6 protein-coding genes are annotated in these 15,155 nt (G+C 37.7%); 5 read left to right on the forward strand and 1 reads right to left on the reverse strand.

The window, feature by feature from the left end; translation table 11 throughout:
* Window positions 1–55 precede the first annotated feature (55 nt).
* From AOM43_RS12540 to AOM43_RS12560, 5 genes are all read left to right on the forward strand, one after another.
* Entirely contained in the window at window positions 56–3,025 is a 2,970-nt protein-coding gene (locus tag AOM43_RS12540; RefSeq protein WP_059360543.1) for a hypothetical protein, read from the forward strand.
* Between the two features lie 488 nt (window positions 3,026–3,513).
* A complete protein-coding gene (locus tag AOM43_RS12545; protein ID WP_226987532.1) occupies window positions 3,514–4,908 on the forward strand; it encodes a putative porin in 1,395 nt (464 codons plus the stop codon).
* A gap of 1,792 nt (window positions 4,909–6,700) precedes the next feature.
* A complete protein-coding gene (locus AOM43_RS12550) occupies window positions 6,701–12,127 on the forward strand; it encodes an RHS repeat-associated core domain-containing protein (RefSeq protein ID WP_079978283.1) in 5,427 nt (1,808 codons plus the stop codon).
* 141 nt (window positions 12,128–12,268) lie between these two features.
* Window positions 12,269–13,951 (forward strand): DUF2851 family protein, encoded by a 1,683-nt coding sequence (locus AOM43_RS13900; RefSeq protein WP_059360548.1) that lies wholly within the window; start codon window positions 12,269–12,271, stop codon window positions 13,949–13,951.
* Between the two features lie 192 nt (window positions 13,952–14,143).
* A complete protein-coding gene (locus AOM43_RS12560) occupies window positions 14,144–14,548 on the forward strand; it encodes a hypothetical protein (RefSeq protein ID WP_006340651.1) in 405 nt (134 codons plus the stop codon).
* On the opposite strand, the gene AOM43_RS12565 is transcribed toward AOM43_RS12560, so the two are convergent.
* On the reverse strand, window positions 14,549–15,139 hold the full coding sequence (locus tag AOM43_RS12565; RefSeq protein WP_013925751.1) for a peroxiredoxin: 591 nt from the start codon (window positions 15,137–15,139) through the stop codon (window positions 14,549–14,551).
* Window positions 15,140–15,155 lie beyond the last annotated feature (16 nt).

Consider the following 15,155-nt stretch of genomic DNA (forward strand, 5'->3'; position numbering starts at 1 on the left):
GATTGCAAACGGTAATTAAATTGTATACTCTGCAATAGACAAAAGAGAGGCAACCGTGGATCCTGAAAAAATCGAACAGCTTTTTTTACAGCTTGAAACTTCTTTGGAGGATCCTCGTCTATTTCAAAACCTATTTGCCATTGTGACAAAAATTCGGCAACATCGAGATGCCAAAGATGGGGATAATTTAAAGAGGGTTTGTGCGGAGGAATACGAAGAATTATCCAGACGCATGGATCAGTCTTCTTTGCAAGAAAGTTGCTCAGCAAGAAATGTTTTACGCACACGCAGATTGGCTAATTTATTGGTCAATGAAGAGGGGGAAATCAATTTCTCTCTTATTCCACCCTTAATTGAGCATCTTAAAACATATCTATATTCTCTGGGACCTAACCGACAATACGATACCAAAAGGCAAGAGCATATCCTCCATGTTTTAACATTGTTATTAAACGACAAAAATTTGGCTGTCGTTTTGAAAAGTATCAGTCGGCCTTATCAACACAAATTTGCCGATCAAATCATTCGAGATGCTCTTCAAATACCCCCAAATGTGGCTGTTACGGATGCACATGCCAGAAGAGCGGCTTTATCAGCTTGGATGTGCTACTTACGTCAAAATGTGGGATCCTGTTTTGCCACCGCACCCGCGATTATCGTGCATGATGAACAACCCGAATTATTTTTGACGGATATCCGAGAAATTTTGGCTACAGGACGATTAAAAAGAACGTTTGGCGGAGTTGAGTATTCAGTTCCATTAAGTACTAGCTGGGGAGCAGGGGAATTAAAGAGACAGTTTTTGATTATTAGAAATGCGGTTGAAGATTTTGAGTTTTGGCTTTCTCCCGGCCTATTAGCAGCTTTTGAAAATGCGGGCATCATTACGGAAGATCTTTCTTTGAAAAGGAAAATTCAAAAAACCAAGCAGGTCATTCAAAAAGTCTTTAAAGATTACAAAGGTAATATTCCTTATTTCTTGATTTCATCGGAAGAACTAATTCATGAAGCCCTTCTTAAATATTTAGATTTGACCCATCAGGATTTAGTGGATTATGAAAATCGTACAAAAGGGATGCTTTATACAGACATATTGATTCATTCTGTTCCCCAAGCAGGTAAAGCCAAAGTTTCAAAACACCAAGCTTCCGCCCATTTTTTTGTGATGTTAGAAAATGCCAAGAGCGCTTTTAAAGCCTTGACTGATAATGCGTTGTTGAAATCTTGGGAATTTACATTAGCCTCTTTTGCAGAAACAAAAGCCAATTTCACTCGTTGGAATTTGTACTCCAGCTTAGGGTTTGCCCCTGAGGAGCCGGGTGGCATTGGAGAATGCCTTTATCGGATGATTAAAGAAAAATTGGATGTATGCAATCAAACTGTACAGGACCGGCAAGCGGAATACGAAATGTTATTTTCGCAAGTCAAGTACTTAGAACAACGGATTCGCCATGCTTCCACTGAACAAGAAGCGAAATGGATTAAAATTGAATACCAAAGTAAAGCGAATGAGTTAAATGTTCTTCAAGAGCTAAGAGATCAAATGCATTCTAAAGCGCAGCAGTTTGCGCAACTTTTTGCAGCGCTAGTTGAGATGTATGACAGTCTATTTCCTTCCTATTTTCAAGAAGTCTATGATGCAGATATGCACGATGTCTCAACAGGACCGTACGATGACAGTCCAGCGGGTTTTCGCCTTTTATTTAAGCATGGACGAAGTAATACGGCTCAATGGACGCTTATTCAAAATCAAAACGAATTCATTGATGCATTGGTTTCCTTTTTTATCACCACGGAAAGTGAGATTCAAAATGATCCGATTGCAGAGGGGTTAGATCGAGATATTTCTGAAATTATTTCGGCTGTCGTGGGACATATCCGCACCCGTGAATTTTTAGAAACCGCCTTTTATCGCATGGCCGCAGCACATCACACGAAACCGATCAAGGATCCTCTCGATCATCTGGATCAGATTGAAAAAAAACCATGGGTTTATACATCCGGTGGTTCCATGAGCACATTGGTGAGTGCTTATTTTGCTCGGGATCAAAAACCCTCCGAAATGTCAAGGTGGGTGGAAAATCCTATGGAGCTATTGGTTTTTTTGGTCGATACACTTAAGCAGCTTCCCCCTAAAATTCAGGAAGAATATGAGCGCTCTCCCAATAAGTCAATGTTGATGCATTCTCCCACACACGCCTTTCTTTTAAAGCCTGGATTTAATCGTTTAAAAGAGGCATGGAAAGATGAGACCTACACGTATATTTGGTTAAGAGACCAAATTTTAAAACCCGCACAAGAATTCACAGAACAAATTCTTTTAGATGAAGAAGCGGTTCAGGTTTTAATTGAATTGATTGCACAAAAAATACCGGTTAATTATCGCCATTATTTTCGAAAAACTTTTGCACATCTTTATGGCAGAAAAAGTGTTTCGGAATTAAGGAATTTAATCTTAAATGCTTTCGAAAAAGATCGCGGATTACAAAGAGGGGATCAGCCTGCTCTACTTTCGGAAGAACTCGATAGTTATTTATATAGTTGGCTGCCTCTATTTCCTCGTTATCAACTTGAAAAACGTATTTTTGAAATTATACAATTATTGCCGGGATTGACGGTTACTCATTTAAATGAAATAAAAAAAGCAGTTGATAAACTAAATGTTTTAACTCGCAGAAGCCAGCCTTATTTAACTGCACATATTTTACGCGAAATTTGTAAAAGTCTTATTTGTTTAATTACTGAAAAAACTTCGTTCCCAATTGATTATCATAAAGAAATTAGTTTGGTTTCACGTAAATTAGGTTATGCCATTCCCGCTCCCCTTATTTTTGCAGACACCAATTGGGTAAAAGAAGAATTTGGATTTGTCATTAATCCGGGGGCAGAAGCTTTAGAGCTGTGGCGTGTAGACCCGATTGGAAGCTCAGGTGTCCCTATGAAAAGCTGGGAGATGTGGTTAGACGGAAGTCGCAGAGATTTAGACTGGGGAATTTACAACCGCCCATTCGAGTATTATAAATAATTCGAATTTATATGATTCACGCCTGATTTACAGCATGATGTGAAAGGGTTGTTGGAAGAGATTCAAAAAACATCAAACCCCCTTCTGATTAATTAAAATGCACGAAAACATAATAGATGTTGACTAAATCCCTCCAAATCCAGTAAAACGTTAGCAACGAGCAGTCGTTTTTGGCTTTTATATCAGCCTAAGCATAAGCTTCCCCTGTAAGGGAAATGGTAAAAAGCAAGGATCGCAACCGAATTGAATCAGTCGCTTCCAAAGCGAGATTGCCTGCTTTAGCTAAGAAAGCGAAAAAGAGATTTACAAATTGTATTTACAAAAAATGTACTAAATCTTATACATGCCCTTAGCACGTCATGCATTTTTCGTGTAGATAGAGGGATGAAATAGGAGACGAGCCCAAGAGTGGCTGTCAAGTACAATTTGGTGGGATTAGCAAAGAATATTTGAATAGAACTTAGCAACAAACAAAAATGGAGAAAATCATGAAACTTTTTAGGTATTTGTTGCCATTACTGGTAGCTCTAGGTTTCACTTCTTCTGCAATTTATGCAGATTCAGCTAACGATAGATTTGGCGACGAAGCGCGCTTTAACGAAGAGCTCAATGAAAGAGACTGGGATGCTTTGCTAGATTACATCAACACAAAGCGCACAATCAATGTTGCTGAAAAAGCGACAAACTTAACAATTTCCGGCGATGTTCGCACAGAGTGGAGACACATCCAAGAAAAACGTTTACACGAAAACTTACGCGGTCAAGGGAAAAAAATCCCAGTAAATTGTCACAGAAGAAGTAGTGATGATGATTGTGAAGTATTCTGCCATAGTGATGATGAAGAAGATTGTGAATGCATTCCAATCTCTCGCGATGACTATGATATTGAAGCTAACCTCTTCGTAGAATACTCTTGCGACAACACATGGGGTGTTATTCAATTGCAATTTGATAATTCTGCAGGTATCGATGGAACAAGTCTAGATTGCCGATGCGCAAGACAAGCCCTTCACGGAAGTGGTTTTGGCGATTCAATCAACCTTAAAAGAGCTTATTTGGGTTATAACCTATACTGCTGCGAAGGTACACGTTTTGATATTGAAATTGGCCGCCGCCCTCTTTACACAATTTTCGATTCCAATGTTCAATTCCTAAACCGTTTTGATGGTATCTTAGTAAAATACGACAGCAATTGCGAATATTTTGCTGATTGGTATTTACATATGGGAGCATTTATCGTAGACGAAAAAGTTAACCACTCTGCATTCGTAAGTGAATTTGGTTTACTAGATGTTTGTGATTCAGGATTCGATTTTAAATATTCCTTTATTACATGGAAAAAACACTGGTGGAATAATGACGGGAGAAACCGTTGTGATGAGAAGCATGCTCTAGGATCTCGTTTCTGTGTATCACAGTTCACGACTTACTACCATCTTGATCCAGAAATGCTTTGTGCACCAGCTCAATTCTACGGTGCTGTATTGTGGAACACAGCTTCAGGTAGAGGAAAAATCTTCGAAGAGCAGGAAGACAATCATCACAAACGTGAAAATTTTGCATGGTATGCAGGTTTTACACTTGGTGATGTGATCTGTGAAGGAGACTGGTCCGTAGATGTGCAATATCAATACGTAGAAGCTCGTGCTGTTCCAGACGAAGATGTATCTGGAATCGGTCGTGGTAACGTACTTAACGAATCTGTAACTGTTGCTGGTCGTGGTAACACAAACTACAAAGGTTGGAGATTACAAGGTTTATACGCTGTAACAGACAACCTTTCTTTAGATGCACGTGTACAATGGTCCACGCAAATCAAAAAGAGAATCGGTGGTCAACATAGCTACTCAGAGTATAGATTACAAGCAATCTACGCGTTCTAATCGAACCCTCTTGAGTTGAACTCTTGCAAAAACAGGGGAACCTTCGCTGGTTCCCTTGTTACTATTTAGTCTCTTTTATTTTTCTAAATATTATAAAGCACACCCGCCTAAAAAAGTCTTGCGTACATTAAAACAAATTAGAATATATGATGTGATTTTATATGTTGTATTTCAACTTTATCTTTTGCATCATAAAGAGATAACTCTCTTAATAATCTCAATAGATGTCTGTGTAAGTTTATCTTTGTTATCTTAAAATTGTTATATTTATTACAATAAACATCTAGATTAGATCTATGTGATTTTTTTTACTTTAAGTATTTTCGAACCAAGCTTGACATCGCAGCCTGATTATGCAATTAAATATGGAAGGCCAAGAACAAAGATTTAAATTTAAATGTCAGTGCTAATTTTGAAAACCGATGATTGAAATCATATTTTCATTCTAGAAATTCATGTTGAACCGCAACTTCTGAGCTAGAATTGGTTGAATATGCACAGTTCGCGATTTCTTGTTACTTCACGAACTTCACTATCTAAGAGGAAGTTGTGGCCAATAGGCCCTTCTTGTTTTGGTATAATCAATTTCTTAGCGAGAAATCCGCCGCATATTGTTAACGCAAAATGAAAATACCACCATTGAGATCTTCAAGCCTATTTCAAAATGGATTGATTTATATATGTCTTCTTCGATATTTTTCGATCACACCCATTGATTTTTTTCGATCCATTATTGTTTCAGTTCTTGATGCCTCTTCATGAATGGTATATTTATATTCCTGTTCGTTTCTTTCAATGATCACACCTAGATGAGAACCATATATCCACACTGTTGATCCTAATAATCTTCGAGCATTTATTTCATCGGGTTGAAATTGATAACAAACGGTTTTCAAATTGCTGCGTCAATTACCTTGAAAGTCTTCTTTTTTTACGCTTAAGATTTTATCTAGGCCCATTTCTAAAGGTAACTCTCGATGTGCTCGGACCCTATTTTTTGGCTTTTAGCAAATTTTTTATTTTAGTCTTTCAGAAACTTTTCTAGATAAATATTTCCTTCATTCATATCCAAAACTCCATCTAGACGCATTAATTTAATGAGTCTATTTTGCAGTACTCCATTCGCACTTTCATCGCCATACCAAAACTGGGTATTGCCATAAACATGAAATTTTCTTATTGTTTGAAAATTGAATGTCTCTGTGTAAATTGCAACAGGTCTACCTTGCTTTTTATATATTCTTTTAATAGGTCAAAATAATCTTATCTAGTCTCATGTTTTACAAATTTCAGTTCTTGCAATTTGCTTGTCGCATCATCAATTATTACTAATAAGCAGCATTTCGGCGCCCTTCCCTCTCAAATCAATCTGCATAGCTCCCATCCGTCTGCTCCAGTTCACCTTCTTGGCTTTCTTTGTCGCAATTTTTAATTTTTTTCGTTTATTTGCTTGCCATATCCCTTCTTCTATCATTAGCTTTCTAATCTATTCATGACTGAATTTCAAATGATGTCGTTTTAAAAGCTATTCGGATGCCAATAGGATCAAAATCTTCATACTGACTTCAGATCTATTCGATTATAAGATTCTTTTCTGTTCATTTTAATCATGTCCATTTGATGTTCCTATTTGTAATTGACAAATAGAATACTTCAGATGGTGACATTTTTACTTTGCACAAGTGGTGACCATTTTCACGTTGTGCTTACAATTGGTTATAAATATTTGACATCTATTTTCAATTTTAATATAACAACTCGATTTTATTCATTTGGATTTGGAGTAGAAGTCATGAGATCATTTCAATATTTCTTGGTCACCTTTATTTTGTTATTTAGCGCTTTAATGGCGGAAGAAGAAGATCTTCTACTGGAGCCATCTGAAGAAATTGCAAGAACCCCTCGGTCAAAGGAAAAAAATGATATTCGAATTTCCTTCGCCAATCTTTTAGGTATTCCTAATGGAATCGTAGAAGGCATGGTAAATGTAGTAACAGGTGATTTTGTGCAGCATGATATAGATCTTGTGTTGCCATCTTCTACTCCGCTTACTCTTGAACGTACCTATGCGAGTTCTTTTGGAAGTCATGGCTCATTATCTGTGGGATGGAATTTCAATCACTACAAAGTTTTGCATCTTTACCCAATACAAAAAGATAGGTTTGAAGCTTTATTGAACGAGGGAATGGGAGCAATTGCTAAATTTGAAGGGTATAAACCCATTCCCGCAAAATCTAATATATCACCTGAGTCCCTAAAATTAGGAGCGACGAATTGTGGAAAAGGGGAGATTTCAGGAAAAACAAATCCGAATAATATCAGCTTGCATAACCATACCGGTAGTGGACGAGGCCATTTATCTATTTTAGAAGGATCGGGAATGCGGCACCATTTTACCCATCTTTCTTTTAAAGATAATGATAATTTTTATATTTATCAATCTCATCATCCTAATGGGAATTTTTTTGATTATTATTATAAAAAAAAACAAGTAAATGCTTGTTCTCTTTATGATTCGAAAGGAAACTATGTTTCTCATTATGAAATTTACATGAATTCTACAAACAAAGAGAAAACCATAGAAATTTTCTCCAGTGATAAGCGAAAAGTGAGCTATTCACTTAAAAAAATTAATCATCAATGGCTTTTATTCGATGTTGAAAGTACAGATGTGCCTTCAATTAAGTATGTTTACGGTGATTTTTGTGAATATCCTCACCTTGTCAAAAAAATACTCCCAGATTCTCGGTATGTTCAAATTTCCTATTGGTTGAAAAATGAAGCTTGTGGAGGCACAGAAATAGATATAAAGGATCCGAGACATCACACTGTAAAATGCATTATGCAGCCAGTGGGGCTCACTTCGGATCCTATCCAAACCTATTCTTTTGAGTACAAATTAAAAGGTCAAGGTGAAGGAGGAGAAACAATTGTTAGAGATGTTCAGGGAAATAAAACTTCTTATCATTACAATACTTCTCAAAGACTGACGAAGATTGAATATTGCGGCAGATTAGCCAAAGGGGCTCATCGCCGGGATAACTTTTATTGGGGAGGAGAAAACAACACCAATCTCATGATTCATGCCATTACAGATCAAAATAATGGTGTTCAGCTTCTCCACCACTTTACTTATGATGCTTATGGTAATCCTTTGACAGAGACGATTGAAGGAAATTTAAGTGGCCAAAATATGTGCAACCCTATGGTGGGTAACGATCAAAAAGTCGCTAAAACAGGTTGTGAATCTCATGTAAAAATATGCGATTACGAACTCCAAACTTCCTACAACCATAAGGTGTGCGAAAGAGAAGGAATCAAAAAGACCAAATATTCCTACTATAAGGGAAAAGACCAAGTCGCAACAAAGTTCATTTATGATGGAAATAACATCAAAGAGCGTCATTTTTACCAGTACAATGATCAAGGGATGCTGACCAGAGAGGTTACAGATGATGGTTCGCAAACGAATGAATTAAATCGCACAAATGTTCGTCAATGTCTTATTCATGAAATCTCACCTGTAAAAGAGGGCTTAACATATCTGCCTGAAGAAGAAAAATTTTCTTGTGTCGATGCAAATGGACAAAATGCATGTTTTAAACGAGTAGTGAATCATTATGACAAGCATGGGAGACTAATTGCCCAGGACCATTTTGAAACAGATCGTTCACCTTCTCCTCGCTATCGCTTGCACTGGACCTATGACGCTCACGGCAATGTGATAGAACAAGTCAATGCGGCGGGGGAAACCATTTATCGCACCTTCGATGCCAACGATAACGTACTGAGTGAAAGAGGATCTCACCTCCCTTATAGGAAGAACTTTTCTTATGACTTCATGAACCGTCTCACAAGTGTTGAAACCATTGACGAAGCGGATATTAGTTATAAGCTTTTTTATGAATATGATAAACGTAGCAATCGAACAGCAAGCATTGATCATTATGGCAACAAGACCTGCTATGAATATGATGCTTTCAATAGGCTTGTTAAAACGATTTATCCACCTCTACCAAGAGATAATGGGGAGATTTTTGCCCCTACAGAAGAGTTTGAATACAGTGCATTGGGCTATGTTACTAAAACCAGAAATGGAAATGAGGATCTGACCATTCAACAGAATACGATTCGTGGACAGCCTTACTACATTAACTATCCTGATGGTTCAATTGAAAGAATGACTTATATTCTTGATGGAAATCTCAAAGAAAAAACCGAAAAAAATGGAATGAGAACCGTTTATACTTATGACTATAAAGATCGTGCTCTGACAAGTGAATCCTTTTCTCCTGAAGGAGAATGTCTAGGAAAGCATTCCTATGAGTATTCAGCTTTCCATCTCCTTAAAGAAACAGATGCAAAGGGGCATGTGACGACTTATGAATATAACCCTCAAGGACAGTTAACAGGTGCTATTAAGGAAGGCTCTGCTGTTTATTATACCTATGATCCTCTAGGACGGAAGGAAACAATCAAAACATTCTTTGGTCATGGAGAAAATGATTATACCTTAGATGTATTTGCGTATGACTTACATGATTATGTCATTGAAGCGCGCCAAGAGGATGCCTTTAAAAATGTGTTGCGTAAACAAACATTTGTCTATGACGCTGATGGGAATCAAGTAGAAACAAGCACTTATTCAGATGCGGGGGTAAGCACTGTAAAGACGACTTATAATTGTCATAAGCAACCTACCTCTGTGACGGATTCTGAAGGCAATGTCACACGTGTAACTTATCGTTATGATTATGTGGATGTATATGGCCTGACTGTTCCTTACTCCGAAATAACGGATCCCAAAGGAAATGTGACTGTTTCCATTTATAACACGCACAATAATATCTCTACCCTTCAAATTAAAAACGCTTTTGGTCAAATCATTCAGCAGCGAGAATTTTTTTATGATGGCGTAGGACAGTTAATCGAGACGCGGGAAAAAGTCTTTAAACAAAATGCTTTTGATCGAGAAGTTATCACAAAATGGACCTATAATTCCATTGGGGATGTTGCTTCTTGTATTGAAGCTGTGGGAACACCCGAGCAGAAAAGTACCTTTCACGCCTTTAACAACTATAGTCAAAAAGTTTCCACAACAAAACCTGATGGGAACTTGATCTATTTTACATATGATGCCAAAGGTCGTCTATCGGCTATTGCTTCTGCTGACCAGACACTTTCTTATGCTTATACCTACGATTTGAATGACAATCCCATTATCGTTCAAGATTTTGTCAACAATTGCCAGAATGTCAGGTCATATGACCGGTGTGATCGATTGGTTGAAGAAAAATTAGGGAACGGCCTTAGCATGCGATATGCATACGATCGACAGGGACGGATTCATTCGAGTACGCTTCCTGATGATAGCCACGTGGTCTACACATATAACGCTATAGACTTAACAGAGGTTAAGCGGCTCAATTTATCGGGCGAAGAGCTTTACTCACAGACATACAAGTACGATCAAGCGGGCAATGTTGTTCAAAAAGGCCTTCCTTTTAACCTAGGTAAAACAACTTACACCTATGATTTGCTTGGGCGGCATAAATCCATCCACTCTCCACATTTTAGTGAGACGGACGTAATGTATGATGATGTTGGAAACCTTCTCAAGCAAACTTACACAGATCCTCTAGGCAGTTTACCTTGTCAATATTCCTATGATGATCTTTATCAGCTTAACTCTGAATCAAGCCAAGCTAGTCACTCATATCAATATGATTCTCTCTATAATCGTTTGATGAAAGATGAGGAGTGTTTTGATTTCAACTCTCTCAATCAGCTTTTAGGAGACCGGGATGGCACTTATTATTATGATCCCAATGGAAACCTAACTGAACGGCATGATCAAAAATACGCCTATGATGTCTGGGATCGCTTGCTTTCTGTCACAGTTGGGAATACGCGGTTCAATTACACCTATGATGATCTAAGCAGACGACTTTCTAAATCTAAAGCGCTTTGGGATCCCTTGACAAATGCATGGATTGTTCAAGATGCCGAATATTACCTTTACCAGGGATATAATGAAGTGGGTGTTTGTGATAAAGATCGGCGTTTAATTGAATTTCGCACGCTTGGACGTGGTCAAGGGGGAGAGATTGGCGCTGCTATTGCTTTTGAAATTCAAGGACAAGTGTACATTCCTGTGACTAACTTCATAGGCAATGTCCAAGTTCTCTTAAGCACTGCAGGTGAACCCGTTGATGTCTACCGATACACAGCTTTTGGAGAAGAGACAATTAGCGATTCTGCGGGTAATAACAAAGAACCCACCAGTGCTTGGCGTTTTTGTTCCAAAAGATGTGATTCAGAAACAGGCTTCATTTATTATGGAAGACGTTATTACGATCCTCAAACGGCCCGTTGGATAACCGCTGATCCCCTTGGTTATGAAGCGGGGGCAAATCTCTATGCCTATGCAAATAACAATCCCCTAATAAATATTGATTTGTATGGTTTAGATGCAGGTCTAGTTGATGACCAAGATCAAATATCACATCAAGAAAATGCTGAAGCTAAAGCTGACGGCCAAGATTCGAATATCATTTATGAATCTGTAGCTGGAATAGCTAATGGTTATGCCGATCCCGGTGGTAGCCTTGATAAGCTTTTTCGATATGCTGGAGAGGTTTTTCAAGCTGTTTGTAATAGAGATTTTACAGGGATTAGGGAAAAGCTAAGCCAAAAGAGCCTTGGTTGGGTATGTGGCACAATTTGTGAGGTTTTTACAGTTGGGCTTATGCTCATATCGAATCCAAAGGGTATGCAAGCGGTTGTCACCATGATAAGATGTGGAATCACACATGCCAAGCAGGCCTTTAGGAAGATTGTCTCTGTCGCAACGTTATCTATTGTTGACCGAGCGAGGTCAGCGATAAAGAATCAAGCAAAACTTTTGCCAATAAGAAAGGAGGCGAAGGTGGCTCTTAAAGAAGAATTCAAATTGATTACAAAGAAAATTTTAAAGAATAAATCCATTCAGAAATTAAAAGAGAAATTTCCTTTTATTTTTGAGAAAGATCCTTTAACTGGTTCGGGAATAATCAATCATAATCCCTTTAATCCGCAGACTGATTCAAGAAATCCAAACACGAGTGAGAATGTAAAACAGTATGATGGTATTGGTTTAGGTGAAGATTCACACTCGGATAATGCGGCAGAAGGAAACATCCATACATTCTATGATTCTATTTTTGACTTTGGCATGTAACGAGAGCGTTATGAAACCATGTATGAGCACATTCTAAAATATCGAAAAGAATGTGCTCATCAAGATTTTTCCAGCACACTTGAAATAAATAAAAATTTAAATTAAATTGCTTCGCAATATTATTTAAAAAAATCGTGTGCTATGACAAATCTATATGAAAATCTTCTCTTTCCCTCTTTACGACAAATGATGCATGAAAAAAGCGAAAGCTATGAAAGCTTGCGCGAAAGGCATGTCCAAATTATGTGGTTAGAACAAAAGTTTTTTACTTTGTTACATACCACACAAGGATTCCCTATTCAAATTCTTTCTCCAGGAATTTGGAATGCAGAAGCGGGACCTGATTTTTTAAAGGCTCACAAGTTTAAAAGTTTGATGACATGTTTAAATAAATATAAGCGTAAGATTGACATTCGTTTTTTTAATCGGTTTTTAAAATCTTTAGTCGAAGAATTTGGTAAAGGGGGTACTGTTAAACCCAGTTTGGAAAAATTGCAAATGGCTTTTGTTAATGAGGAGTGTGAATTTTTTTTACAGAGAGATTACGAGCACCTGGCATGGAGAAGTCAGCTAAAATCGGGTGATATTCTGCGTGTCAATGGCAAAGAAATTGTTCTGGGAGAAAGAATTGGTGAAAAATCCCGTGGATTTGATAGAACCATACATTTTGCTATTCAAGGAGATAAGCAAAAGATTGTCTCGATCCCCATTAATGAGGCAATCCTGGGAACACGCAAATGCTTATCGAAAGAGGAAGGGTATGTACTTAGAATGCCCGAAGTTTTTGAGATTGATGCTTCAGGTGCATATGCTATTATGGAACGTCTGGCGGATCCACTAGATCTCAATTGGCTTAGCCAACGAGATCAATTTGCCAAGGAAGATGAAGATCGTGTTGGGGCATTAGCCACCGTTATTAACTGGTTGCACGAAAAAAAAATATCACCCGCCAATTTATCTCCTCGCCATTTGATGTTTAGTGCATCGGGGGAGCTTAAAACCTTAAAGCTGATTCTTAAGACGGCATGTTTTGATATTAATATGTTGCAGGCCTTTGTTCTCAAATGTTCTGCAGGGAACTTTAGAGTTTTTCAACATTTAATGGAGGCTTCTAATCTTAGAAAAGATCCTTACGGAAAATTTTATAAACAAATTATAAGCATTTCTTTGGACGAAAATATTGAATTTCCTGAAGATCAAGCCAAATTTGTGATAGATCCTTGCGTAGAATTTTATAAACAAATTATAGGCATTTCTCTAGAAGGAAATATTGAATTTGATGAGGATCCAGCCAAATTTGTGAAAGAGCTAGCAAAGAAAGATCCGCTTATTGATTCAAATGCTATTAAAAGAGCTTTAAAGCTTGTGGAAGAAATTATAAAGCCCCAGAAATGCATTGAAAAAGTTAAGCAGATTAACCAACTAAAACTTGATATTTTGATATTAATGGTATTTGCTGAAGATCCAGCAAAATTTGTGAAATATCTAGCAAGGCAAAATTCGATTATAGATCCAAGTGTTATTAAAAGAGCTATAATGCTTGTTGAAGAGGTTAAAGAGCTTCAGATTAAATGCATTGAAAAAGTCCAGCAAAACAAACAACTAAAACGTGATGATTTGGTCTTAAGGGTGTCGAATGAAATTTTGAGACAATATAAGATTTCTAATGCTCTCGGTGTAATTTGGCCTAGTTTAGCTGATCACGTGCAAGAAGCGATTTTTAAAAATGAAGAAGCCTTAGCGGCAACGGAAGCCGCTTTAGCAGCTGGAAGAGAACGACGACGTCAACTATCATCTGCACGACGTGAATTAAATTTTTCCTAAAATTCAAGGAAGATGGGGAATTGTTTTTTTTTGGGAAAATCGATTATAATAAAATTAAGTAATTGTAATTAAACGGGTTATGAAATCAATCAAAAAAGAATAAAAAAATAGACGAATAAATAAAATTTTTTCGATATAGAAAATGAGGAGAAGGTAACGGTCATAGCAACTGAGAAATCGGAGAATGTTGTGATGCAAAATTACACGATGGTGATGTTTGGCGAGGCAGAGAAAGGTGAATTTCGAACAGCTTACTACTGTAAGACGCTTTCTCACTTAGTCGACTATTTTGGCAACCCTCCGCCAGAAAGCAGAGGATTGCATTTTGCTGTACAAGCTTTACTATATCAGCGCGATCTTGTCTTCTTTCGTGTCAAAGAAGAGGGATTTAGCTTTCAAGATTACATAGAGGGTCTTCACCTACTAGAAAATCAAAGATCCATTGAACAAATAGATGCGATTGGGATTCCAGGTGTAGGAGATTCTGAAATTATTCATGCCTTGACTCCCTTATGCAAAATTTATCACAGCATCCTCGTGCTGACTGAAGCAGATTTATGCGACTATCTATTAGATAGTCCCACATCAAGAGCGTGATTAAGCTTGGAAAGCGAAGTATTTTTCGAGTCCTTCGGGTGTTGGGAGCATACTCTTTTTGCCAACTTGCCAGTTTGCTGGGCAAACTTCCCCATGCTGCTCAAAGTTAAGCAAAGCATCTAGTATACGGATGGCTTCTTCAACTGAGCGACCGAGAGGGAGATCGTTCACAACTTGGTGACGGACAGTTCCTTCCGTATCGATTAAAAATAGACCGCGGTATGCAATCCCTTCGGCTTCGATGAGAACGTCATAGTCTCTAGCGATAGACTTATTAATATCGGAAACGATCGGATAGGTAATTCCCTCTATTCCGCCTTTGGATTTTGGTGTATTAATCCAGGCGTAGTGTGAATAAGGACTGTCAACTGAACATCCAATCACTTGGGTGTTTCTTTTTTCAAATTCAGCTAGTTTTTCTTGAAAAGCATGTAATTCTGTTGGGCAAACGAATGTAAAATCCAATGGATAGAAAAAAAGCACAACATTCTTTCCTCGATATTGAGAGAGAGAAAAATCTTGCACAATTTTGTTTTCGACAACTGCTTTTGCGATAAAATCAGGGGCCTTTTTTCCAACTAATACTCCCATAAAATATCTCCTTTTT

Source organism: Parachlamydia acanthamoebae (genome assembly GCF_000875975.1).
Lineage (GTDB): Bacteria > Chlamydiota > Chlamydiia > Chlamydiales > Parachlamydiaceae > Parachlamydia > Parachlamydia acanthamoebae.

What these genes read in the sequence shown, in the direction of transcription:
- AOM43_RS12545 (WP_226987532.1), top strand. Translation starts at nt 3,514, where the DNA reads ATGAAACTTTTTAGGTATTTGTTGCCATTACTGGTAGCTCTAGGTTTC.
- AOM43_RS12550 (WP_079978283.1), top strand. Translation starts at nt 6,701, where the DNA reads ATGAGATCATTTCAATATTTCTTGGTCACCTTTATTTTGTTATTTAGC.
- AOM43_RS13900 (WP_059360548.1), top strand. Translation starts at nt 12,269, where the DNA reads ATGACAAATCTATATGAAAATCTTCTCTTTCCCTCTTTACGACAAATG.
- AOM43_RS12560 (WP_006340651.1), top strand. Translation starts at nt 14,144, where the DNA reads ATGCAAAATTACACGATGGTGATGTTTGGCGAGGCAGAGAAAGGTGAA.
- AOM43_RS12565 (WP_013925751.1), bottom strand. Translation starts at nt 15,139, where the DNA reads ATGGGAGTATTAGTTGGAAAAAAGGCCCCTGATTTTATCGCAAAAGCA.